General features: G+C 42.5%; 19 protein-coding genes, 2 tRNA genes and 1 pseudogene. 8 read left to right on the forward strand and 14 right to left on the reverse strand.

Annotated features, from left to right (window positions below; translation table 11 throughout):
* Positions 1-3 precede the first annotated feature (3 nt).
* From G498_RS0112350 to porU, 6 genes are all read right to left on the reverse strand, one after another.
* Entirely contained in the window at positions 4-681 is a 678-nt protein-coding gene (locus G498_RS0112350; protein ID WP_026981433.1) for an SDR family NAD(P)-dependent oxidoreductase, read from the reverse strand.
* A gap of 68 nt (positions 682-749) precedes the next feature.
* Positions 750-2,363 (reverse strand): pyruvate dehydrogenase complex dihydrolipoamide acetyltransferase, encoded by a 1,614-nt coding sequence (locus tag G498_RS0112355; protein ID WP_026981434.1) that lies wholly within the window; start codon positions 2,361-2,363, stop codon positions 750-752.
* A 6-nt stretch (positions 2,364-2,369) separates the two neighbouring features.
* Complete coding sequence (gene pdhA, locus G498_RS0112360) at positions 2,370-3,368, reverse strand: pyruvate dehydrogenase (acetyl-transferring) E1 component subunit alpha (protein ID WP_026981435.1); 999 nt, start codon at positions 3,366-3,368, stop codon at positions 2,370-2,372.
* A 122-nt stretch (positions 3,369-3,490) separates the two neighbouring features.
* Positions 3,491-3,973 carry a cytidine deaminase gene (gene cdd, locus G498_RS0112365; protein ID WP_026981436.1) on the reverse strand — a complete coding sequence of 161 codons (483 nt, stop codon included), beginning with the start codon at positions 3,971-3,973 and terminating at the stop codon, positions 3,491-3,493.
* Between the two features lie 73 nt (positions 3,974-4,046).
* Entirely contained in the window at positions 4,047-5,234 is a 1,188-nt protein-coding gene (gene porV / locus G498_RS0112370) for a type IX secretion system outer membrane channel protein PorV (protein WP_026981437.1), read from the reverse strand.
* 39 nt (positions 5,235-5,273) lie between these two features.
* Positions 5,274-9,185 carry a type IX secretion system sortase PorU gene (porU, locus tag G498_RS0112375; protein WP_026981438.1) on the reverse strand — a complete coding sequence of 1,304 codons (3,912 nt, stop codon included), beginning with the start codon at positions 9,183-9,185 and terminating at the stop codon, positions 5,274-5,276.
* Between the two features lie 211 nt (positions 9,186-9,396).
* Between porU and gldJ the strand changes: the two genes are divergently transcribed.
* The 5 genes from gldJ (at position 9,397) to G498_RS0112405 (ending at position 14,535) form a co-directional block, all read left to right on the forward strand.
* On the forward strand, positions 9,397-11,109 hold the full coding sequence (gene gldJ, locus G498_RS0112380; RefSeq protein ID WP_026981439.1) for a gliding motility lipoprotein GldJ: 1,713 nt from the start codon (positions 9,397-9,399) through the stop codon (positions 11,107-11,109).
* Between the two features lie 69 nt (positions 11,110-11,178).
* On the forward strand, positions 11,179-12,462 hold the full coding sequence (locus G498_RS0112385; protein ID WP_026981440.1) for a UDP-N-acetylmuramoyl-tripeptide--D-alanyl-D-alanine ligase: 1,284 nt from the start codon (positions 11,179-11,181) through the stop codon (positions 12,460-12,462).
* A 126-nt stretch (positions 12,463-12,588) separates the two neighbouring features.
* Entirely contained in the window at positions 12,589-13,446 is an 858-nt protein-coding gene (locus G498_RS15150) for an alpha/beta fold hydrolase (RefSeq protein ID WP_051269892.1), read from the forward strand.
* A 5-nt stretch (positions 13,447-13,451) separates the two neighbouring features.
* Positions 13,452-13,955 (forward strand): RNA polymerase sigma factor, encoded by a 504-nt coding sequence (locus G498_RS0112400; RefSeq protein ID WP_205619168.1) that lies wholly within the window; start codon positions 13,452-13,454, stop codon positions 13,953-13,955.
* Positions 13,942-14,535, forward strand: coding sequence for a hypothetical protein (locus G498_RS0112405; protein WP_026981442.1), 594 nt, complete (start codon positions 13,942-13,944; stop codon positions 14,533-14,535). The genes G498_RS0112400 and G498_RS0112405 overlap by 14 nt, the downstream gene beginning before the upstream one ends.
* A gap of 30 nt (positions 14,536-14,565) precedes the next feature.
* Here G498_RS0112405 and G498_RS0112410 read toward each other — a convergent pair.
* From G498_RS0112410 to G498_RS0112420, 3 genes are all read right to left on the reverse strand, one after another.
* A tRNA-Val gene (locus G498_RS0112410) sits at positions 14,566-14,640 on the reverse strand.
* A gap of 31 nt (positions 14,641-14,671) precedes the next feature.
* Positions 14,672-14,749 (reverse strand) — tRNA-Val (locus G498_RS0112415).
* A gap of 73 nt (positions 14,750-14,822) precedes the next feature.
* Positions 14,823-16,037: a bifunctional folylpolyglutamate synthase/dihydrofolate synthase gene (locus G498_RS0112420; protein ID WP_026981443.1), complete on the reverse strand. Its 1,215-nt coding sequence runs from the start codon at positions 16,035-16,037 to the stop codon at positions 14,823-14,825.
* A gap of 138 nt (positions 16,038-16,175) precedes the next feature.
* On the opposite strand from G498_RS0112420, the gene G498_RS0112425 reads away from it, so the two are divergent.
* Both G498_RS0112425 and G498_RS0112430 read left to right on the forward strand, forming a co-directional pair.
* The gene (locus G498_RS0112425) at positions 16,176-16,889 is read left to right on the forward strand and encodes a MotA/TolQ/ExbB proton channel family protein (RefSeq protein WP_026981444.1); all 714 of its coding nucleotides are present in this window, start codon (positions 16,176-16,178) and stop codon (positions 16,887-16,889) included.
* Positions 16,870-17,268, forward strand: a complete 399-nt coding sequence (locus G498_RS0112430; protein ID WP_026981445.1) for an ExbD/TolR family protein — start codon at positions 16,870-16,872, stop codon at positions 17,266-17,268. Before G498_RS0112425 ends, G498_RS0112430 begins: the two co-directional genes overlap by 20 nt.
* Before the next feature lie 110 nt (positions 17,269-17,378).
* Here G498_RS0112430 and G498_RS0112435 read toward each other — a convergent pair whose 3' ends face one another.
* The 4 genes from G498_RS0112435 to G498_RS0112450 form a co-directional block, all read right to left on the reverse strand.
* Positions 17,379-17,843 carry a hypothetical protein gene (locus G498_RS0112435; protein WP_026981446.1) on the reverse strand — a complete coding sequence of 155 codons (465 nt, stop codon included), beginning with the start codon at positions 17,841-17,843 and terminating at the stop codon, positions 17,379-17,381.
* Positions 17,844-17,939: 96 nt separating this feature from the next.
* A complete protein-coding gene (locus G498_RS15765; RefSeq protein WP_026981447.1) occupies positions 17,940-18,860 on the reverse strand; it encodes an energy transducer TonB in 921 nt (306 codons plus the stop codon).
* A 76-nt stretch (positions 18,861-18,936) separates the two neighbouring features.
* Positions 18,937-20,163 carry a Glu/Leu/Phe/Val dehydrogenase dimerization domain-containing protein gene (locus G498_RS0112445; protein WP_026981448.1) on the reverse strand — a complete coding sequence of 409 codons (1,227 nt, stop codon included), beginning with the start codon at positions 20,161-20,163 and terminating at the stop codon, positions 18,937-18,939.
* 64 nt (positions 20,164-20,227) lie between these two features.
* On the reverse strand, positions 20,228-21,307 hold the full coding sequence (locus G498_RS0112450) for an anhydro-N-acetylmuramic acid kinase (protein WP_026981449.1): 1,080 nt from the start codon (positions 21,305-21,307) through the stop codon (positions 20,228-20,230).
* A gap of 87 nt (positions 21,308-21,394) precedes the next feature.
* On the opposite strand from G498_RS0112450, the gene G498_RS0112455 reads away from it, so the two are divergent.
* Entirely contained in the window at positions 21,395-22,534 is a 1,140-nt protein-coding gene (locus tag G498_RS0112455) for an acyl-CoA dehydrogenase (RefSeq protein ID WP_026981450.1), read from the forward strand.
* Positions 22,535-22,607: 73 nt separating this feature from the next.
* Here G498_RS0112455 and G498_RS0112460 read toward each other — a convergent pair.
* A pseudogene (locus G498_RS0112460) lies at positions 22,608-23,987 on the reverse strand (hypothetical protein); the annotation flags it as partial.

Genomic DNA, 23,987 nt, shown 5'->3' on the forward strand with positions numbered 1-23,987 from the left:
GAATTATGGGGTTGTGGATGAAACCTGCAACACTTTGCCGTTGTAATACTTGTTGCCGGTTAAGGCGAAATTGAAAATATAGTCGGCCATTTCTTTAGGTTTTATCGGCGCTTCATATCCCGGGAAGGCTTCTTCGAGCATTTCGGTTTGCACCGCACCTAAGGCTAACACATTGAAGGAAATTCCTCTTTCTTTATATTCCTCAGCCAACAATTCCGACAGTGTAATCACGGCACCTTTGCTGGAACTGTAAGCTGAAAGTCCCGGAAACTTCATGCTGCCCTGTATACCTCCCATGGAACTGATGGTCACCACATGGCTTCCTGTCTGAAGGTACGGCAAACAAATTCGGGTGAGATTGGCCACGCCAAAAACATTCACTTTGTAGACGTTTTCAAATTCTTCCGGAGTAATTTCGCCGAACGGTTTGTTCAAAAGCGAACCGGCATTGTGAATGAGAATATCGACTTGCTTCCAGGCGGACGCGATGAAACGGTCAACCTGTTTCAAATCTTCTTCGGAAGACAAATCTACCGAAAGACAGGTAATATTCGGATTGCCCGTCAAGCCGTTGGGAATTTTTCGCGAAACCGCCAAAACCTGATGGCCGGCCGCCGCAAACTGTAGCGCCAATTCGTAACCAATTCCGCGGGAAGTACCCGTTATGATGATCTTTTTCATAAAACTAAAATACTAAAAATCCCGTCCTGAATTTCAAAACGGGATTTAATTTATTCATAACGACGGGCTTAAGCCAACATCGTTACCGGATTTTCCAAATACTGTCTTAGTGTTTGTAAGAACTGCGCTCCGGTTGCTCCGTCTACAGTTCTGTGGTCGCACGCCAACGTTACGGTCATGGTGTTGCCCACAACGATTTGTCCGTTTCTTACCACTGGTTTTTCTTCAATCGCGCCTACCGATAAAATTGCGGAATTCGGCTGGTTGATGATTGAGGTAAACGACTGGATGCCGAACATGCCCAAGTTGGAAACGGTGAACGTACTGCCTTCCATTTCGGCCGGGGTCAGTTTTTTGTTTTTCGCTTTTCCTGCCAAATCTTTTACGGCTATCCCGATTTGCGACAAACTCATCTGGTCGGTAAAGTTCAACACCGGAACCACTAAACCGTCTTCAACCGCAACCGCAACACCTATGTTTACATGGTGGTTAATGATCATCGCATCGTCTCTCCATTGGGAGTTTACCTGCGGATGTTTTTTAAGCGCCATTGCACAGGCTTTCACCACCATATCGTTAAACGATACTTTCGTGTCCGGCACGGTATTGATTACCGCTCTCGATTTCATGGCTTCGTCCATTGCTACTTCAATGGTTAAGTAGTAATGCGGTGCCGTGAATTTCGATTCGGCCAAACGACGCGCAATGGTTTTACGCATCTGTGAATTTTTGATTTCTTCCTGGAATTTCTCCCCAGCCGGCACAAATGGTTTTACAACCGATGCAGCAGTTGTAGTTGCCGGAGCCGCTCCTGCCTGAGAAGCCGCAGCCTGTGGTGTAAAGCCTTCCACATCGCTTTTTACGATACGTCCGTTTTCTCCGGAACCTTTCACCTGTGATAAGTCGATGCCTTTGTCCTGTGCTATTTTTTTCGCTAACGGAGAAGCAAACACCCTTCCGCCTGCATTTGTGTTCTGTACAGGTGCTGATGCTGTAACTGTTTCAGCTGCTTCAACTTTAACTTCAGCTTTTGGTGCTTCTGCAGTTCCTCCTGCTTTAAAATTGGCTGCGATTCCGGAAACATCGGTTCCTGCAGGGCCAATGATCGCTAAAATACTGTCAACAGGAGCGGTTTGCCCTTCGTTAACACCAATATATAAAAGCGTTCCAGCGTTGAAAGACTCGAATTCCATCGTAGCTTTATCGGTTTCGATTTCCGCCAGGATATCGCCTTCTTTTACGGTGTCACCAATTTTCTTTAACCACGTAGCCACTGTTCCGTCGGTCATGGTGTCGCTCAAACGCGGCATGGTTACTACTCTAACGCCTGCCGGAAGTTCAGCGGCTGCTTTTGGTGCCTCGACTTTAACTTCAGCGGCCGGAGCTACTTCTGTTTTAGATGCCGGTGCACTTCCACCGCTTAATAACGCGGAAATGTCTTCGCCCGGTTGTCCTATGATGGCCAAAAGGGAGTCTACCGGAGCGGATTCACCTTCCTGAATTCCAATATGTAAAAGCGTTCCTGCATTGAACGATTCGAATTCCATTGTGGCTTTATCGGTTTCGATTTCCGCCAGAATATCGCCTTCTTTCACTACATCGCCTACTTTTTTTAACCAAGTTGCCACAACGCCTTCGGTCATGGTGTCGCTCAAACGCGGCATGGTAATTACTACTGCCATAATCGATTATAATTTATGTGGTAAAAATGGATAGTTTTCCTGTTCGTACACTACATCGTACAATTGCCCTATTTCCGGATACGGTGACTCTTCGGCGAATTTTTCACATTCGTCCACCAGATTTTTCACGCGCTCGTCGATGGCTTCGATTTCCGCATCGGTTGCATAACCTTTTTCTTTGATAATGTCCAAAACCTGGGTGATTGGGTCGATTTTTTTGTACTCTTCCACCTCTTCTTTGGTTCTGTAATGCTGTGCATCCGACATGGAATGGCCTCGGTAACGGTACGTTTTCATTTCCAGGAACGTTGGTCCGTCGCCGCGACGTGCTCTTTCGATGGCTTCGTGCATGGCCTCGGCAACTTTAATCGGGTTCATTCCGTCTACCGGTCCGCATGGCATTTCGTAGCCTAATCCTAATTTCCAGATGTCGGTGTGATTAGCCGTTCTTTCCACAGAAGTTCCCATCGCATAACCGTTGTTTTCCACGATAAAAACTACCGGAAGTTTCCACAACATCGCCATGTTGAAGGCTTCGTGCAAAGATCCCTGACGCGCTGCTCCGTCCCCGAAATAGGTTAAGGTAACACCGCCGGTATTGAAATATTTATCCGCAAAAGCAATTCCGGCCCCTACCGGGATTTGTGCCCCAACAATTCCGTGACCACCGTAAAAACCGTGCTCTTTATCAAAAATGTGCATGGAACCTCCCATACCTTTTGAGGTACCGGTTACTTTTCCCAACAATTCCGCCATAACGCGTTTGGGATCAGTTCCCATACCGATAGGCTGTACGTGGTTACGGTAAGCGGTAATCATTTTGTCTTTGGACAGGTCCATGGCGTGTAAAGCACCTGCCAATACAGCTTCCTGTCCGTTATATAAATGTAGAAATCCTCTAACTTTTTGTTGAATGTATAATGCAGCTAGTTTGTCTTCGAACTTTCTCCAGAACTGCATGTCTTCGTACCATTTCAGGTACACTTCTTTGGTAATTGGTTTCATTAGTTTGTTTGCTTTTTATAAGTACTTTATCAAAATACTCACTGTTTCACACAATTTTGCGAAATGCAAAAGTAACACTTCATCTTCAGAAGTGAAAATTAAAAATCAGGTTTTTAAAAATATCACAAAAAGTTTTTGTCAAAACTTAATGGCAGTAAATCTTTCAGCGAATTGGACTGATACACTTTCCCGACTGCGCCCATAAAGTAAATCTCTATCGGCACGTCCTGACGGAATTCATACTCCGCAATCGACTGGCGACAGGCTCCGCAAGGCGGTATTGGCTCTACAGTCTCCTTATCATCCGCAGTGGCTGAAATGGCTATTTTTAAAATTTTAGCTTCCGGATAAATGGCTCCTGCCTGAAATATAGCCACGCGCTCGGCACACAAACCCGAAGGATAGGCCGCATTTTCCTGATTGGAACCCAATACCACTTTTCCGTTATCCAACAAAATGGCTGCTCCTACCCTGAAATTGGAATACGGCGCATAGGCTTTTTTTCGGATGGCAACGGCTTGACTCATTAACTCTTTCACTTCCGGCGCAAGCTCTTCCACAGTGTTATAAACCACAAAAGTTGATGTAATACTAATACTCTTCATTCAATCCCATTATTACAGACAAAAAATCCAAATTCAAAACGAATTTGGATAGTTTATTACTTATTTTTTATTCTTATAAATCGTCGTACGAATCACCGAAGTTAAACGTTAACGAGAAACGCAAAGTGTTTTCCAACGGGTTTCTCACTTTTGAGGTTGAGAACAGGTAGGAAACGTCCACTTTTACAATATTGTATTTGAATCCGGCACCGATAGTCGCAAATTTTCGGGCTCCTTTTTCGACACTTTCGTTAAAATAACCGGCACGGAACGCAAAGGAATCCTGATACCAGTATTCTGCTCCCAAAGCCCAGGTGAATTCTTTTAATTCTTCGCTGAAACCGTCGGGTGCATCACCGAAAGATTTGAAAATTCCGGAAGCCCAGCCAATGTCTCGGTAGCGCTGGTTTGCTTCTGCGTATGCCGTACTAATTTCATTGGAATCGATAATTCCGTCATCATTTCTGTCTGTTGGCGTAACCTTTTCCGGCGTTGGCACTAATAATTTATTAGTTTCCGCCAAAACGGTCACCTTATTGTATTCGTCCATGATAAAATCGAAACCTACCCCTAACTTCATATTTGACGGTAAAAAGTTGGAACTTCTTTCCACATCTCCGTCATAAGAAATTTTTGGCCCTAAATTCTGAAGGTTGATTCCCGCTCTCCATCTTCCGTTAAAATCAGAATACGCAATTTCTTCCGACTGAAAGAATGCCGCCACATCAACCGCAAAGGAATTCGCCGCAGATGCATCATTGTTATCAGTCGCAATTTTTAAGTTGGAACGAATGTAACGCCCTGCCACTCCCATGGAAAACATATCGCTCAGTTTCAGAGAGTAGGACAAATCAAAAGCAAATTCATTTGGATTTACCGTTCTTAATTCCTGACCCGAATCATCGGTTAACGTAATGTCACCCAAACCGAAATAACGCAAACTTCCTGCGAAAGCACTACGTTCGTTAAAACGGTTGTAATACGTTACCTGTCCCAGAGAAATATCATTGGCAATACTCGTTAAGTAAGGCGTGTAACTCACCGAAAAACCGTGTTTAAACGGTGAAAAAGCATATTTAGCTGGATTGTATTGTTGCGAAAAAACATCGGCGGAACTGGCAACCCCCATATCTCCCATACCGGCTGCACGGGCATCGGCAGAAATTAAAAGAAAGGGCACACCGGTTGTTATCACCCTATCCTGAGCTGTAACCGACTGAATAACAGCAAAGAAAAGAGCTACTAATGCTAATTTTTTCATTTTTATCTTAAAAGTTAATTTGACAAATATACTATTTTCTTAAAGTATTACAAGTTTCTCGATTTTTTCAGCCCTTTTTCCGGTAATGGACGACCGGACTGTTAACTTGTATACATAAACCCCTTTCCCGATCCGGTCTCCGAAATCGTCGCGCCCGTCCCATTTGATGCTTCTGGACAAAAATCCTTCGGTAGCCACAGACTGGTTGATGGTTTTTACCAGTTTCCCCGAAATGGTTAAAATCTGTACCTGAACATCCAAAGGTTCGAAAGGCTTGTTGTGAGAGAACCAGAATTCGGTGTAACTCACAAATGGATTTGGGTAATTAAGCACGTTGGAAAGTGTTACGTCTTCATCGCCTACAACGATAAACTGAATTTCGGCCATAGCAAAATTATTGTACACATCCCAGCATTTCAGCGTTAACGTATGCAGGCCTTTTGCCAGGTTTCGGAACGGAAAACGCAATTTCCCTCGTGTATAATCGTTAGGTTCTGTCTCGTAATAATCGTTCAGAATGTACGGATTGTTTTCATTGCCGTCCAAAATAGCCACTATGTCATGACCGATTCCGCTGGCGGTATTGATTCCGTTTTCATCTTCCAGAAAGGCCAGCAAAAAAGGCGACTCATTGGTTATTCCGCCGGAAACAAAGGTTTCATCGTTCATGTACAGCCGGATTCTTGGCGGCAAATTATCCGCCACAGCGTTGGTGTTAATCCCGCCTACTTTAATCGTTGTATCATAACCGGTCTGGTCCTCCAGAGGCGAATTGTTTTTGGCGTAAAAACTAATCCTTCCGTTCCCGACCGGTATCCGAATGTCTTTGGGAACGATGAACCCGAACTCAAACAAACCATTGTTCACCGAAGCGTTTCCCCTGAAAATGGTTTCCCCCAGTTTGGTAAAGTTCATTATGATTAAATCTCCGTAAACAGGCTGCGGCGGATTACCTGTATAGCCTATTATATATCTCGTACCGTCATTAGCCAGGGTGGCTCTGCTCATTTGCTTGTCAAAAATCTGAACTGCCAAATCGCCTTTGTAGTTGCTTAATAAATTATCAAATTCATCCACCACTTCGCCGGATAGTTTTACATAACTAAGAGCTTTTAAAGTATCCGTAGGCTGCGTTATCGGCACGTCATTGATTTTGGTTAACCGTACTTTTGGTTTCGGAATGGCTAATTTCAGAGCCGGATCACCGATATAAAAAGCAACCCTGATATCGCTTGCCGTCATTTGATTTTTGGCTTCCGCCAGGGCTTCCGCTATAGGCACATAGTTGTTTGAACCATAGGAAAACAGCTGTTCCGCCAATTTATCGTTCAGAACTTTCCCGGTCGACTGGGAAATTTCCCGGGTTGTTGCCACTAAGGAAACCGCCCCTCCTTCTGTATTCCAATACATGTATTCTCCTCCGGCCGGACGTTGCGGATTGTCAAACCTTGTAAACTCACAAGTAATGGTAATGAAAAGCGGATAGCGGTATTGGTTACTTAAATTCTGGGCATCCAATTTTTCAAACATGCGCTCCTGGGCTAAACCGTCTTCTCCTCCGTGCCCGAAATAATTGATCACCAAAGCACCCTGCTCCATTTCGTTTAACAATTCTTCTTTCGCCTTAGGATAACGGTTTCCTCCGGCTGTCGTTACCTGAATATACGAATCGGTGTGTATTTTCTTTACGTTTAAGAACGGTTTCTGGGCTGCAATTCCATTCGTAAGATTATCCAAATCAAACTGGAGACTTGCATCTGATTGTGTATCAACATCATCCGAAACAAAAAGACAGTTGTTGCGCCATCTCCCGTAGGATTGTTCGTCATGATACTGAATCACTTTATCAACCATCGCTTCCGCCTGAGCGGCACTGCTTACCAACATCCGTCCTACAGCCAAATCCAAGTGTTCTCCTCCGTTACAATATCCTTCATTCGTATCCATGAGCCCATAAAAATCATCCGACATAAACGCCATCAGATTAGAATAATTGAGTGTATAACTGCCATTACTAGCATGCGGAGAGGTCAAAGCAAAAAAGGCATGGAAGGTTGGTACGATATTAGTATTGTTCGGGATACGGTTTTTATAATCGTAAGATCCGTCTCCAAACAAATTTACGTATTTTATTCTTTTTTCCGGAGTTGAGGCATTGTTATATATATACTTAACCAGGTTGCGGATGGCTCCGATGTCCTGTTTTCCGGAAGAAAATTCCTGATAGATTTGCGGCAATTCCACAACCTTAACATTCAACTGGGAGTAATTGCGGTGAAAATTGGCCAGTTTTTCAGCTTGGGTTTTCAGAAAAGTCGGGGTTACAATTAAATAATCGATATCCTGAAAATCTCCCTGATTGTTCTTGAAAATTGTACCTTTTATATTCTGATTGACAATTCTCGCATTCGAATCTCCGGAAGGTGAGTAGAGGTTGGACATATCCACGGCAACATAATTACGCACTTCTCCCAAAGTTGCTTTAAACGAAAAGGATGCCTGTCCCGGGTTTTCATATTTTACCGCATTGTAAATATCCGTTACATCCCAAACCTGAGCGATGCCCGAAGCATTGGAAATCTGATATTGCCCAACTCCTATATTGGTTCCCGCCAATCGGTTTTTAAACAAAAACTGACGCCCGTATCCCTGCAAAGATCTTGATGCCAATAACGAAATGTAATCCAAATAACCGTTTGAAGAAGGCACACCTCCGTTATCATATTCCATCTGAATAGCAACTGCTGCTGTCGAGGAAGAAAAATTACCCACAAACAAATTCTCATCAGCCGCCACATGCATTGCCGTGGTTAACGTTGCAAAAGGAATTGTCCCTAACTCCTGACCATTTGCCTTTACTTTAAAAGAACTTGGCCCAAATGAGCCTGAAACAGCATTTATACGGATTTCAATTGGAGTACCGGTAACCAAGTTAGGAAAATCAAAATTAAAAGTCTGAATGTTGTTGATTCTGAATTCGTCTCCAACCCACTTACGTCCTAACTTCCCAAGATTAAACTTGTCCACTTCATAATACTGATAGTCGTCAAAAACCGTAAAAGTCATATTCGGATCTGCAGATGGCTGAATAGCCAACGGAATCCGCTTTCCGTTTCCACCTGAAGCTGTTACGTAGTAATAGGAATAATCATCGTATAAATTTACACTGGTAAAACTCTCCTCATTCCAAACATCAACACCTTCAGCATAAAACAATATATAATCGTTGTCATGAAACACACCATCGTCCTCTCCGATAACCTGAATCGCGTTTTCCGCCAAATCCATTGGGTAAGCCACCGCATTGCTTAACGGCACCATTCGTCCTCCGTTGCCGTAAATTTTTATCCTTCTCGGATCTACGTTGGTATCCATTCCCAATTGCTGCAGAAAGCTTTTGGTTACTTTATAAACACCGGACTTTACAACACGAAACTTGTACCAGTCTCCGGTAGCCAAAACCGAGTTGGAAACAGCGTTGGCACTTTTTAAAGTTAAAAGCGAATTACCCGTACCATATGAATAATTAACCGACAGACTCTTCACCCTTTTGACAGCATTGCCCTGCTTTATAATGGGCGAAAAAGACAAAACGGCCGAAGTTTTGCTTCTGGCAATGGCATTGGTAAGTTTTACACCCAACGCGTTGGGCAGTTTCTCAAACGAAAGGTCTTTTAAATCGGCTTTGGAAATTTCCTCAAAAACAACATTCTCAACCACCACCGACTGTTCGTTCACCACATTGGCAACCGGAAACACTTTTTTGAAATAAATTGTTTTTTCCGCCGCATTAAAATCGAAATTTTCAAACTGAAATTTCGGTATGATATAAGGTATGGAATCGACACGAAATGCCGACGCTGCTTTCCAGTCGAGAACAACTTGCACTTTTTGCTGCGAAAAACAGAAAAAAGTTGTGAAAAAAGCTATAAAAAGTAACCATTTCTTCATCGCTTAATAAACGTAATTATTGAAAAGTTATTACAAATAGAAAAAATATTTTCCTGATAAGCTAATTTCAGACAATATATATTCTTTAAAAGCGTTATAATGAAGAACTTTAACATGATTTTATATTTTTTTTTATTAATTGAAAAAAAGTTGTTGCAGTTTAACGGTTAATTACTATATTGCGGCACTAAATTTATTACCTACTTAAAGTATGAAAATTAGAAGAATTATGACTTTACAGATGTTGGCAGCGTTAGCGCTTACAATATCATTTGCTAGTTGCAGCAAAAAAGGGTCGTCTAAAGGAGGTTCTCAGGCAACAGGTTGGAAAATCAACGACAAAAAAGGTGGTTTCCAATACAACGACAAATTTAAGAAACAGGAAACTCCACCAGGAATGGTCGCTGTTGAAGGCGGTACATTCACCATGGGTAAAGTGGAGGATGACGTAATGCACGATTGGAACAACACACCAAATCAGCAGCACGTACAGTCATTCTACATGGATGAAACTGAAGTTACCAACATGATGTACGCAGAGTACTTGTTTTGGTTGAAAAAAGTTTTCCCACCGGATGATGAAAATTATAAAAATATCTATACAGGTGCACTACCTGACACGTTGGTATGGAGAAATCGTTTAGGATACAACGAAACGATGACCAACAACTACTTAAGACACCCAGCTTACGGTCAATACCCTGTAGTTGGTGTGAACTGGATTCAGGCTACTGAGTTCAGCAAGTGGAGAACCGACCGTGTAAACGAGGCAATCTTGGAAAGAGAGCAGTACTTGAAAAAGGATGCAAAAATCAACGATGTTGATGCGCAAAACACTTTCAACACTGAAGCATACTTAGCCAGCCCTTCTACGGCTTTTGGAGGTAACGAGGAAATCGTTTTCAGAGGTAAAAAAGGAGCTAAAGGCAAAAATGCTAAACCTCAAACCACAAAAGACGGAAAAACTATCGAGCCTAAAAACGTGTTCGCACAAAGATCTTCCGGTATCATTTTACCGGAGTACAGACTTCCAACCGAAGCGGAGTGGGAATATGCCGCTACTGCTTTAAACGGAATCCGTGAGTACAACATCTACAGAGGTAAGAAAAAATATCCTTGGAAAGGACAATACACCCGTTCCGGAAAAAGACAGTTAAGAGGTGACCAATTGGCCAACTTCAAACAAGGTAAAGGAGATTACGGCGGTATCGCAGGATGGTCTGATGACGGTGCTGATATTACCAATAAAGTAAAATCTTACCCTCCAAATGATTTTGGTTTATACGATATGGCTGGTAACGTAGCCGAGTGGGTTGCAGACGTTTACCGTCCGATGGTAGACGACGAAGCAAACGACTTCAACTACTACAGAGGTAACGTTTACATGAAAAACAAAATCGGTGAAGACGGAAAAGTGGAGTTGGTTACATCTGAAAACATCAAATACGACACTTTAAGCAACGGTAAAATTGCTGCCAGAAACTTCCCTGGACAAATTGCTCAGGTTCCGGTGGACGAAAACGAAACGTATTTGCGTTACAACTTCTCTACTTCTGATAACAGAAATTACAGAGACGGTGACAAACAGTCAACCCGTTACTTTAAATTCGCAAGTTCTGAGGAAGAAGAAGGCGGAGGCAAAGAAAACGACGCTAAAAGAATGTACGACTCTCCTAAACACCAAATTTCGGTTGACAGCTTAGGGGTAATGAACAGACAATACGACAAATCTTCTAAACGTACTACTTTAGTAAACGATGATTCAAGAGTTTACAAAGGAGGTTCATGGAGAGACAGAGCATATTGGTTAGATCCTGCATCAAGAAGATACTACCCGCAGGATATGGCAACAGACTACATTGGTTTCCGTTGTGCTATGTCTAAAGTAGGTCCGAAAGACAACAAGAAAAAACCAAGAGGTTAATAAAATTAATTTTCATACTATACAATAAAAGCCCTATTTTAGGGCTTTTATTTTATACTCCTTTTTCAAATGAGAATCGAAGAATTATACGAATGCTTTTTACAGTGCACGACCGTAGCCACGGATACCCGAAAAATTGAATCCGACTCTTTATTCTTTGCCCTGAAAGGCGACAATTTTGACGCTAACGAATTCGCTCAGGAAGCCCTTAACAAAGGCGCTGCGTTTGCCGTTATCGACAACAAACAATTCTTCACCGACGAAGACAAGATGATTTTGGTTCCTGACAGTCTAAAAGCGTTACAGGATTTAGCCAAGCACCACCGTCAGGCATTAGGACTGCCAATCATTGCCCTGACCGGAAGCAATGGAAAAACCACCACCAAAGAACTCATTAATACGGTGCTGTCCAAAAAATACAAAACAAAAGCCACCGTAGGAAACCTCAACAACCACATCGGGGTACCCTTGACCCTACTCTCTTTTGATGACACCACAGATATAGGTATAGTGGAAATGGGCGCTAACCATCAAAAGGAAATCGAAATGTTATGTGAAATTGCCGAACCAGATTACGGCTATATTACCAATTTCGGAAAAGCACACTTGGAAGGCTTTGGCGGTGCAGAAGGCGTAATCAAAGGAAAAAGCGAACTCTACAACTATCTGAAAGCACATCACAAAACGGCTTTTGTCAATCTTGACGATGCCGTTCAGAAAGAAAAAACAGCCGCAATTTCCCGAAGTACTTTTTCCCAAAACGAAAAGGCCGATGTTAAAATTGATTCGGTTACGTCAAATCCCATGGTAAAAGTAGTATTCAACAAGCAGGAAATAAACTCCCATTTGATAGGAATTTACAACGCCAACAACATCAATGCGGCAATCACGGTTGGAAAATACTTCAACGTTTCCGACTCCGATATCAAGGACGCGATTGAAAACTACATCCCTTCTAATAACCGCTCGCAACTGATGGAGAAAAACGGCAATCAAATTATACTGGATGCCTACAATGCCAACCCGAGCAGCATGGCAGCCGCGATTGCGAATTTCATTCAATTGGACGGCTCGGGTAAAATTGCAATTTTAGGCGATATGTTTGAACTGGGAAAAGAAAGCCCGGAAGAACACCAAAAGGTCATCAGCCTGTTGAAAGACCATGCTGAAATTGAAACCCATTTTGTAGGGAAAGATTTTTTTGCAAACAAAACCTCTAAGAACCATTTCCATTTTTACGACTCTTTCGAAAGTTTTACGGAAAGTTTTAAAAACCTCAACCCAAAAAATAAAATTCTCCTGATTAAAGGCTCCCGAGGCATGGCTCTGGAAAGAACCTTAGACCTTTTATAAAACTAAAAAGCCGCTCCAATTGCGGCTTTCTTCATTTTTTTAGAAAAAAATAAAAATTTACTGTAACAATACAACAGCGACTGCATCAAAAGAGAAATTCAATTAAAAACCTAAAAACAGCATACCATGAAAAAATTGATTCTCTTAGCATTAGCCCTATTGGCAGCAATTAACGTATTTTCACAGCAACATCCTTCTTTTGAAGTAAACGTAATCGGCAAAGGGCAACCGGTTATCTTGATTCCGGGTTATTCCTGCAGTGGCGAAGTCTGGAACGAGACCGTAGCTCATTTTAAAGACCAATATCAGTTACACGTGCTTACGCTTGCCGGATTTGGAGGCGCCAAACCGATTCAGAACGACGAAATCTTAAAAACGGTACGCGATGAAATCATCCGATACGTCAAAGACCACAAAATGAAAAAGCCAATGTTAATCGGACACAGCCTGGGCGCCTTCATGACCTTATGGCTACAGAGCACTGAACCGGATTTATTCGGAAAGAGTGTTTGTGTGGACGGACTGCCTTTTGTTTCAGCAATCGGAAAACCGGAAACTACAGCCGAAGCGGTAAAAGCCAATCCGCAATTCAACAAGGAAGCGGTAATTCAGAACTTTAAAGCATTACCTTCGGAAGGTTATGTAAAAAACATGACCAAGGCAATGTTGTATCAGGTAAACGATTCCCTGAGAGCAAAGCAAATCGCCGAATGGAGTTACAAAAGCGACCGGACCACTTTGGGAAGCACCATTGTGGAAATGTCAACCACCGATTTAAGACAGGAAATTTCAAAAATAAAAACACCCGTATTGGTATTGGCGAGCTTATGGGAGACTAAAGAAGCCAGCGAAAAAGAATACACTTCACAATATGCCGGACTGAAAAACAAAACAATAAAAGTAGCCGATGCCAAGCATTTTATCATGTACGATCAGCCGGAGTGGTTTTACACTCAGATAGACGCTTTCTTTAACCAAAAATAACTGTTGTGACACTAACCAACCTTCAAGAACAGGAATTCAGGAATATCTACAACACCTATTCGCCTAAAATTCACCGTTTGTGTTTGGGTTACACCGGAAATGCCATGCTGGCGGACGACTTATTGCAGGAAGTTTTTATTAAAGTCTGGCAGCATTATGACAAATTCCGGGGCGAAGCGCAAATCAGCACCTGGATGTACCGTATCGCCGTAAACACCTGCCTACAGTACCTGCGCGATGACAAATCCAAGCACAACACCACTATTGACAAATTACAAGTCAAAGATGAGGAAGGCGACACGGAAAGAGAGCAACAGATTCAGCTGTTATACAAATGCATCAGCGAACTGGCAGAAACCGACCGTTTGATCATTACACTATTGCTGGAAGAAGTTCCTTATCCTGAAATTGCAGCCGCTACCGGTATATCGGAAGGCAATCTGCGCGTAAAAATTCACCGTATCAAACAACAATTAACCGCTATCTATTCGAAATATGAAAGACTTTAACGACATACAAAATTTATGGAAACAACAGGAAACCCAACCGTTGCCTGATGTGACACAAATCATTGCCAAAGCCAAAAAAGACAAACAGGCGTATACCAACAAAATAATCCTCCAAACCGGTATTTTAGCCCTTACATTACCCTTTTTGTTTTGGATTGGCAGCAGCATTGATTTCAAAAAAACCACCACATACATCGGATTGGCCCTCATGTTTTGCTGTATTTTCATCTTTTCGGCCCTCCGGTTGTACCAGATCATCCGCCTAAAAAAAATGGACGTTACCGCAGCCCCTAAGATAATGCTGCAGCAATTGGAGAGTTTTTACGGTTTTCAAAAATTTGTAAGCACCAAAGCGACTACAGCCTATTTTATTCTTATGAATATCGCCTTTGGGTTGTATTTTATAGAGGTGATGGCGCCCATGTCGGCACTGCTGAAAACAATTGTACTGGTTGCGTATCTGGCCTGGATGCTGTTCGCATTCTTCTACCTGGGCAAAAAACAAAAAGCAAAAGAAGAAGCCCGTATTCAGAATTTAATTGACGCGGTAAAAGAAATGGAGCAAAACTATGACCAATAAAAAAAGCACTTCTATTGAAGTGCTTTTTTGTGGGCGATGAGGGGTTCGAACCCCCGACCCCCTCGGTGTAAACGAGGTGCTCTGAACCAGCTGAGCTAATCGCCCGATAATTCGTATATCAGTAATGTGATAAAAGTGGTGGGCGATGAGGGGTTCGAACCCCCGACCCCCTCGGTGTAAACGAGGTGCTCTGAACCAGCTGAGCTAATCGCCCTTTTATCTGCAACCGGCTTTTCCCGTATTGCGAGTGCAAATATAGTCGTATTTTTTACTTCTGCAAAATTATTTTACACAATTTCTGCCACCACAAAGGTACTTCCTCCTATATAAATGAAGTCGTCTTCGGAAGAAACCGCCAAAGCAGCCGCATAAGCTTCTGAAACAGAATCGAATACTTTACCTTTCAATCCGAATTCCAGCGCTTTTTGCTGTAAAATTTTTTCATCCAGACCGCGCGGCACATTGGGTTTACAGAAAAAATATTTGGCTTGTTTTGGAAATAACGGCAAAATATCGTCCATATCTTTGTCGTTCACGACGCCCAAAACGAAATGCAATTGTTCAAATGTTTCTTTTTGAATCTGGTTCAGTACAATTTTCAGTCCGTGGCTGTTGTGCGCCGTGTCGCAAATTACTTTCGGTTTTGAACGCAGCTGTTGCCAGCGCCCTAACAGGCCGGTATTTGCCACCACGTTAAGCAATCCGTTTTTAAGGTGTTCCTCGGAAATTATAAAATGATTTTTCAAAATCTCAACTGTTTGCACCACCGTTTTTTTATTGTGCAGCTGATAATCGCCCAACAACCCGCAAGGATAGTCCTGCAGAATCAAATCGGAAGCAAAATAAACAGCGGAGTTACACGCATCAGCTTTCGCTGTAAAAACCGGTTTCGTTTCCTCAGTATATTCCCCAATTACCACCGGAACATTCGGCTTGATAATTCCGGCCTTTTCACCGGCAATCGCCTCCAATGTGTTCCCTAAAAACTGCGTATGATCAAACCCGATATTGGTAATCACCGAAACCAACGGAGCAATAATGTTCGTCGAATCCAAACGTCCTCCCATCCCGACTTCAATCACAGCCACATCCACTTGTTCCTTAGCAAAATAATCAAAAGCCAAACCCACGGTCATTTCGAAAAAACTCAACTGGTTTACTTCAAAGAAAGATTTGTTGGAACTGATAAAATCCACCACAAACTCTTCCGGAATCATACTTCCGTTGATTTTAATCCGCTCCCGAAAATTCTTCAGATGCGGCGAAGTGTACAATCCGACTTTATAGCCTGCTTCCTGCAATACCGAAGCAATCATCGATGATGTAGAACCTTTCCCATTCGTTCCGGCCACATGCACACATTTGACCTTCCGCTCCGGATTTCCTAAATGTTCAGCCAGTAAAAGGGTGTTGGTCAGGTCTTTTTTATACGCCGAAGCGCCCTGCTGCTGGTACATCGGCAATTGGGCAAACATCCACTGTAAAGTTTCCAGATAGGTCATTTTGGAATACGATTTGCTGTTAAAATCCGTACCCGTAAAATAAATAAACTTTTTTTTAGTTTATTAGGGTATAGAAATTTATCTTTATTGCAAAATTGAGATTATTTTTAAAATAAAGTATCGCTATCAATCAAATTTATGACTGGATTTTTTTTACAAGTACAAAATGACACTATCGCTCAGGCTGCCGGAACCGTGGTAGAAGGTGTGATCAAAGACAACGAAATTTCCGTATTGGAGTTCATCTTAAAAGGAGGAATATTTTTAATTCCGATTGCCATTTTACTTTTTTACACCATTTACATCATTATCGAACGGTTCCTGTACATCAAAAAAGCCACCCGTACCGATCCGCATTTAATGAAAGACATCCGTACCCACCTTAATGCCGGAAATATCGACATGGCTATTTCTGCTGCAGAACGCGACGGTGCTGCTTCTGCCATTGTAATCAAAGAAGGCATCCAGACCATCGGACGTCCCATTTCGGAAATCGAATCCAACATGGAAAAAATGGCCAACATCGAAATCGGGGAAATGGAGAAAAAACTGGGTGTTTTAGGACTTATTGCCGGTATTGCCCCAACGCTTGGGTTTATCGGAACGATTTCCGGGGTAATCAAGATTTTCTACAGCATTTCGGTTACGGAAAACATCAGTATCGGAAACATTTCCGGAGGATTGTACGAGAAAATGATCAGTAGTGGTGCCGGACTAATTGTGGGTATCATCGCGTATTCGGCGTACCACTTGTACAACAGTATGATTGACAACTATTCACTGAACATGCAAAGACACGTACTGGAATTCGTTAACATAATTCAGAGACCAAATGCCGATAAAACGAAATAAACGCTTTCACGCAGAAGTCGCCACGAGTTCCCTGAGCGACATTATGTTCTTCCTGCTTTTATTCTTTTTGATCATCTCGACTTTGGCGAATCCGAACGTAATTAAAATGACGTTGCCCAAATCGAAAAACAACGAAAAGACCAACAAGCAGCTCATCAGTTTGTCCGTAACGGAAGAAAAACGCTTCTTCATCGACAAACAGGAAGTCCCTTTCGACCAGCTCGAACAGGAATTGCTGAACAAAATCGGCGACAACAAAGAGCAGGCCGTTGTGGTGCGCATTCCGTACAATTTACAGGTACAGGATTTGGTAGACGTGTTGCAGATTGGCGTAAAAAACAATTTGAAATTCGTGATTGCCACCAGTGCAGCCAAGTAATAGTTTCAGGAGCTTTATCCCGCTATACGCTATATCTTTTACAAAAAATCCCATTCTGAGCGAATGGGATTTTTTATAAAAGGATGCCGCTGCTATCGGGGCTAGGGGATTTACTTCCAAAATTTCCACCATCGTTTGCTCCTCTTTAATCCTTTTTTAGAATCGACAAGATTTATTGTCACACTTCCAATCTCATCAATATCCCAAATCGTAGCTATATTGACATCGATAGTGTTTAAATTTAAAAATGACTCAATTTTTTCATTTAACACATCTTGAGTTAAAGTTATTTTTTCGCTTGTTCGGGGAAGTGCTATGATCGATTTATCATTAGCATCAATTCTTTTCATCCTATCTGCAAGCAATTCCAAAACATCTTCAGAATAACTTGAAACCGCATTTTCAGGAACTTTATAATTCTCGTCAAAATGAAAATAGTCTGCCACTAAAATTGAAAAAAACTGACTATCCCGCTTGTCAAAATAAAAGAGCTCGGATAACCGTTCCGAAGGTTGCTGAAAACCAATTTCCAGCCAATTATAAATTCTTGCCGTTAAAGCTTCTCTTGTTTCCATATTATTTAAAGATGGCTATTATAAACCAAATATAAATCCTTTCAAACACAAAAAAACCGGAAAATTGCTTAACCGGTTTCTGCTATTCTGACTGTCTTAATTCAAACTAAACGTATAAATAATTTTTCCCACCTGACGATCGGGAGCATCGTCACTCGCCTGCCATCTGGTGTTCATTGCAGCAATTCGCGCCTGATCCAACAGACATTTCGCCGTATTAGTTGTTCCTTTGATTCCCGGTGTGGCCGCAATGGTTTTACCGGTTTTATCTACAGAAACTTCCACTACTACACGACCTTCCTCGTTACAGTTGTAATTGGGCGCCGGTTTGGATAACGCTTTTCGGTTTCCAAGAGAATAACCGCCACCCGTTCCCGTTCCTACACCACTTCCGTTACCACCGCCGGAACCGCTTCCGCTTCCCGGTCCTGTTCCCGTGCCATTTCCGGTACCGGTACCACCGCCTGTTCCGCCACCTGAACCACCGTTTCCGTAATAACCGTTGGACGCCAAATCCCCGTTGGATTTTCCTTTGTTTCCGGCCTGGTTGTCGTCTCCGTCACCGCCTTTGTTGGAACCGTTCATTAAATTCGCCAACGCATCATTCGTATTCTTGGATACGGTTGGTTTTTTTACTTCAACGGGCTTCGGATCGGTTTTTACCACTGGTTTAGTTTTAACCGGAGTCGGATTTTTGGGTATCACTACCGCATTGTCTTCCGGCGTATCGCTCGAAATAATATCTTCCGGAGCCGATTCTGTTACCGCCTGCTTTACGTCATTCTTCACGTTCAGCACTTCGCTCTGGAAGTTATCGCCCATACCGACATCACTATCCCCGAAATTGATGGTCACACCACCACCTCCGCCACCTCCGCCTAACATGGCTAAAGTTTCCGGATTGGTGGGAGGCCAAAACCGGATAAAAAACAAAAGCAGCAGTAAAAAGGCATAAATCACTACCGTAATCAGGAAGGATTTTCTTTTTTCTGCTGCTGATATATCAAACTGTTCCATATTCTTACTCTTACTCAAACAATAATAACGAAAATACGCTTTTTTTGTTATGTTATAAGAGTTAAAGATACAAGAATTATACCAATTGTTTCAACGCGATTTCAAAAGCTCTGGCGCTGATGTTTTTCTTATCAGAACTTACCTCATAAGTTTTCTGAATCGCATTTTTAATGATTTCTGATGTGTCGTTAAAGATCGACTCATCTGTCATATCCACTTTTTTCTCCATGAAGTACGCAAAAACACGCGCCATACCGCAGTTGGAAATGAAGTCCGGAATTAAACTTACTTTAGCATCCACTTCTTCCATAATCGGTCCGAAGAAAATTTCTTTATCGGCGAAAGGCACGTTAGCACCACATGAAATTACTTCCAGTCCGGCTGCCACCATACTGTCAACCTGCGCTTTGGTTACCAATCTTGAAGCCGCACACGGCGTAAAAATCTCTGCCCCGATCGACCAGATTTTCTCGTTGATTTCCGCGAATGGAATCATGTTGTCGGCCACTAAAGTATTGCCGTTTTTGTTTAAGAATAAGGTTCTGATTTCTTCAAACGCAAAGCCGTTTTCGTTGATCACACCGCCGTCTCTGTCGATGATTCCCACTACTTTCGCGCCCATTTCCGCTAAGTAGAAAGCCGCTGCCGAACCTACGTTACCGAAACCTTGCACAATCGCTTTTTTACCGGCAACATTTCCGCCGTAGATATCGTAAAAATGACGAACGGCCTGCGCCACACCATATCCGGTAATCATATCAGCTACTGTATATTTTCGGTTGATGTCTGGTGAGAACGTTGTGTTTTCAATCACTTTTACCACACCCTGACGCAATTGGCCGATGCGGTTGATTTTATCGGCTTCCGTTGGTTTGAAGTGGCCGTTGAAAACCCCTTCCTGCGGATGCCAAACCCCACAAGCTTCGGTCATCGGGATCACTTCGTGGATTTCGTCTACGTTTAAATCGCCTCCGGTTCCGTAATAGCTTTTCAAAAGAGGTGAAACGGCTTTGTACCAACGCTGTAACACACCTTCTTTTCTCGGATCAGCCGGATCGAAATTGATTCCCGATTTCGCCCCGCCAATAGCAGGTCCTGAAACGGAAAATTTCACTTCCATCGTTTTCGCCAACGAAAGTACTTCATTCATATCCAAACCTTTGCGCATACGGGTTCCGCCACCGGCAGCACCGCCACGTAAGGAGTTGATTACTGTCCATCCTTCCGCATCGGTTTCCGGATCTTTCCAATGGAACACTACTTCAGGTTCTTTATTTTCAAATTTTTTAAGTAACTCTTTCATTATTAGTTTGAATTGTATTGTTTGTTAAAAAGTGGTGCAAATATACTCTGATTCTGCAAAAGTCTCAAAGATTTTTAGGTTTATCAAAAATAACGCCCGAACTGTGATTTTTAGCCGCACCGGTAACGCTCGCCAACACATTAACCTCATTTCGAAGTTTTAACACGCCCAGCAACGCAAAAATAAGGGCCTCTTTGAATTCAATGGTTTTGGCTTCCGGGATGATTAGTTTCATGTCCGGTAGAAAATGCTGCATTCGGTCGATAAGAAAAGTATTGTAAACACCGCCTCCGGTCACCAAAAGGCTTCCGTGTTTTTTGGGTAAGGCGTTAGCTATCTGAAAAGCTACATGTTCCGTAAAAGTTCGAAGTTTGTCTTCTGTTGCAATTGAATACTTTTCCATCATCGGAAGGACTACCGTTTTCACAAATTCAAACCCTAACGATTTCGGATAGCTTTTCTGATAGAATTCCAAAGCATTCAGTTCGGACAGTAATGCTTCAGAAATTGAGCCGCTTTGGGCCAACTGCCCTTTATCATCGTATTTCAGGCCTAATTTATCGGCATAAAAATTTAAAACCGTGTTCACCGGAGAAATATCAAAGGCAATGCGCTCCCCGTTTTCTTCAAAAGACACGTTGGAAAAACCGCCCAGATTCAGGCAATAGTCGTATTCCGAAAACAAAATCCGGTCGCCAATCGGCACTAACGGTGCGCCTTGTCCACCCAGTTTCACATCCTGCACGCGGAAATCGCAAACAATTTTTTCCTGAACCCATTCGGCTATTTTCGGAAGATTTCCAATCTGAAGGGTAAAACCGTTTTGCGGCTGGTGCAGTATCGTATGCCCGTGCGAACAGACCGCGTCCAGGTTTTCAATTTTATGCTTTTGGATAAAATCACGGATGATTTTTGCTAAAACTTCGGTGTATTCTTCGTTAAGTTTTTGCAGTGCTTCTTTTGAAAAATCGACGGCTTTTTTCAGTCGGTTTACCCAAGCTTCGGAGTACGCAACGGTCTCACTTTCAAAAATCTGGAACGTCCAATCGTTGGTTTCAACCGCAAATTGAATATGGGCCAAATCCACGCCGTCCAGCGAGGTTCCTGACATCACCCCAATAACATTGTAGTTCGTTTTTTGCATGGGTTAAAATTAGGCAATCTAATTGAAAACTAGGAGAATTATACCTATATTTGGCACTCAAAAAAATAAAAACAAAACACGATAACAATGAACTTTAACTTATCCGAAGAACATTTAATGATTCAGCAGGCTGCACGTGATTTTGCACAAACTGAATTATTACCGGGTGTAATCGAAAGAGACGAACATTCGAAATTCCCTGCCGAACAAGTAAAAAAAATGGCCGAATTGGGCTTTTTAGGGATGATGGTAGACCCGAAATACGGTGGCGCAGGTCTTGACAGTGTTTCCTACGTGTTGGCTATGGAAGAAATCGCAAAAGTAGATGCTTCTGCTGCTGTGGTCATGTCGGTAAACAACTCTTTGGTTTGTGCCGGATTGGAGAAATTCTGTAACGAAGAGCAAAAAATGAAGTACTTGGTGCCGCTTGCCAAAGGGGAAGTAATCGGAGCATTCTGTTTGTCGGAGCCGGAAGCCGGTTCGGATGCCACTTCGCAGAAAACAACCGCTATCGATATGGGTGACCATTATTTGTTAAATGGTACGAAAAACTGGATCACTAACGGTGGAACTGCTTCTACTTATATCGTAATTGCTCAGACAGACGTGGAAAAAGGTCACAAAGGAATCAACGCGTTCATCGTGGAAAGAGGATGGGAAGGTTTCTCGGTAGGTCCAAAAGAAAAGAAAATGGGAATCCGAGGATCCGACACGCATTCCTTAATGTTCTCAGACGTTAAAGTTCCAAAAGAAAACAGAATCGGTGAAGACGGTTTCGGATTCAACTTCGCCATGGCGGTATTGAACGGAGGTCGTATCGGTATTGCTTCTCAGGCGTTGGGAATTGCTTCCGGTGCTTATGAACTGGCTTTGAAATATTCACAAGAGCGTGTAGCGTTCAAAAAACCGATTTTCCAACATCAGGCAATCGCTTTCAAATTAGCCGATATGGCTACGCAGATTACCGCAGCCAGAATGTTGTGTTTTAAAGCGGCTTGTGAAAAAGATGCGGGTCAGGACATTTCACATTCCGGAGCGATGGCAAAATTGTTTGCCTCTGAGACTGCTATGAACGTAACGGTTGAAGCAGTACAAATTCACGGCGGTAACGGTTACGTGAGCGAATACCACGTAGAGCGTATGATGCGTGATGCGAAAATCACCCAGATTTACGAAGGTACTTCCGAAATTCAGCGAATCGTAATTTCAAGAGGACTGGTAAAATAATTCTCTGGAATTTCCATAAAATAAAAAAGGCTGGTGTTTCAACCAGCCTTTTCTTTTTGATCAACTATGGGCATCATTTGTTGGAAATTACTTTTTTAATGCTTACACCACGGTCGGTAATTACTTTAATAAAGTACAACTGACCTTCTCCAATGTTAATGTTCGGAGTTAAGGTTATTTGTTTATTGTAGTAAGCATCAGGATCATCATGAGACATTATCAACATTCCTTTGGAATCAAACATCTCAATTCTCACTTTTGATTGATAATCGAAATCGTATCGGATGGTAATATTATCTTTAAACGGAACCGGGAATGTTGTAAATCCTGCCATTTCAACAGTACCAGGATTCATGTCTACTACTGATGACGGTGGTGAAATACGACAATCTCCTGGAAGCGGTGTTGTATCTTTACATCCAGCCAGTACATCCAGCATACCGGTACTTCCTGCAACAGGTACACTAGGGTTTGCTCCTACTTTTGTATAGCTACTGAAAGTGTAGGTACTTAACAAATCTCCTCCGGAATATACCCCTCCAATAATGGTTTTAACATCGTATTTAATTGAAATAATATAAGTTGCACCTGGTGTTGCACCTGTTACAACGTAACGGGCATCGTGTCCATTAACAATACTTCCGGTGAAATTGATATTGTTCTCACAATAGTTGGTAAACAATCTTATTTGTCTGTCATTCTGAACATTAAAGAGTTTATTCAAATCACCATCGTTTGTTTGCATCACATCAATTGTGAAGTTAGCTGCCGGCGCAACAACATTAGAATAATAGAAGAATACCCCTGGAATAGCATTGTTTACAACGTTACCATTAACTTTTGTACAAACAAACATCAAGCTGGAAGCCGTTCCTGTGGCATAGTTACAGCAGGTTGTTTGAGTTGGGAAGATGTGGCCGCCACAAGCAACAACCCCAATTTCTACATTACAATTTGTAGTACATCCATTTGAATCGGTTACTGTTACACTATGCGAACCTGCACTCAAACCAGTCGCAGAAGCAGTAGTCTCGCCGTTATCCCACAAATAGGTATAACCTCCGCTTCCTCCAACCGGACTCACGGTAGCGGAACCAGTATTTCCATTACATGCTGTATCACCGTTTTTAGCCACTGTACAAGATAGCACAGGCGGTTCACCTATAGTGACATTACAACTTGTAGTACAACCTTTGGAATCGGTTACGGTTACACTATGCGAACCGGCACTCAAACCAGTTGCTGTTGCAGTGGTTTCTCCGTTATCCCACAAGAAAGTATTACCACCATTTCCTCCCACCGGAGTCACGGTAGCTGAACCATTGGACTCGCCGTTACAAGCAACATCGCTAACTTTAGCTACTGTACAAGTCAATGCTGCTGGCCCTCCAATTGTAACATTACAACTTGTGGTGCAACCTTTGGAATCGGTTACGGTTACACTATGCGAACC

Source organism: Flavobacterium suncheonense GH29-5 = DSM 17707 (assembly GCF_000430025.1).
Taxonomy (GTDB): domain Bacteria; phylum Bacteroidota; class Bacteroidia; order Flavobacteriales; family Flavobacteriaceae; genus Flavobacterium; species Flavobacterium suncheonense.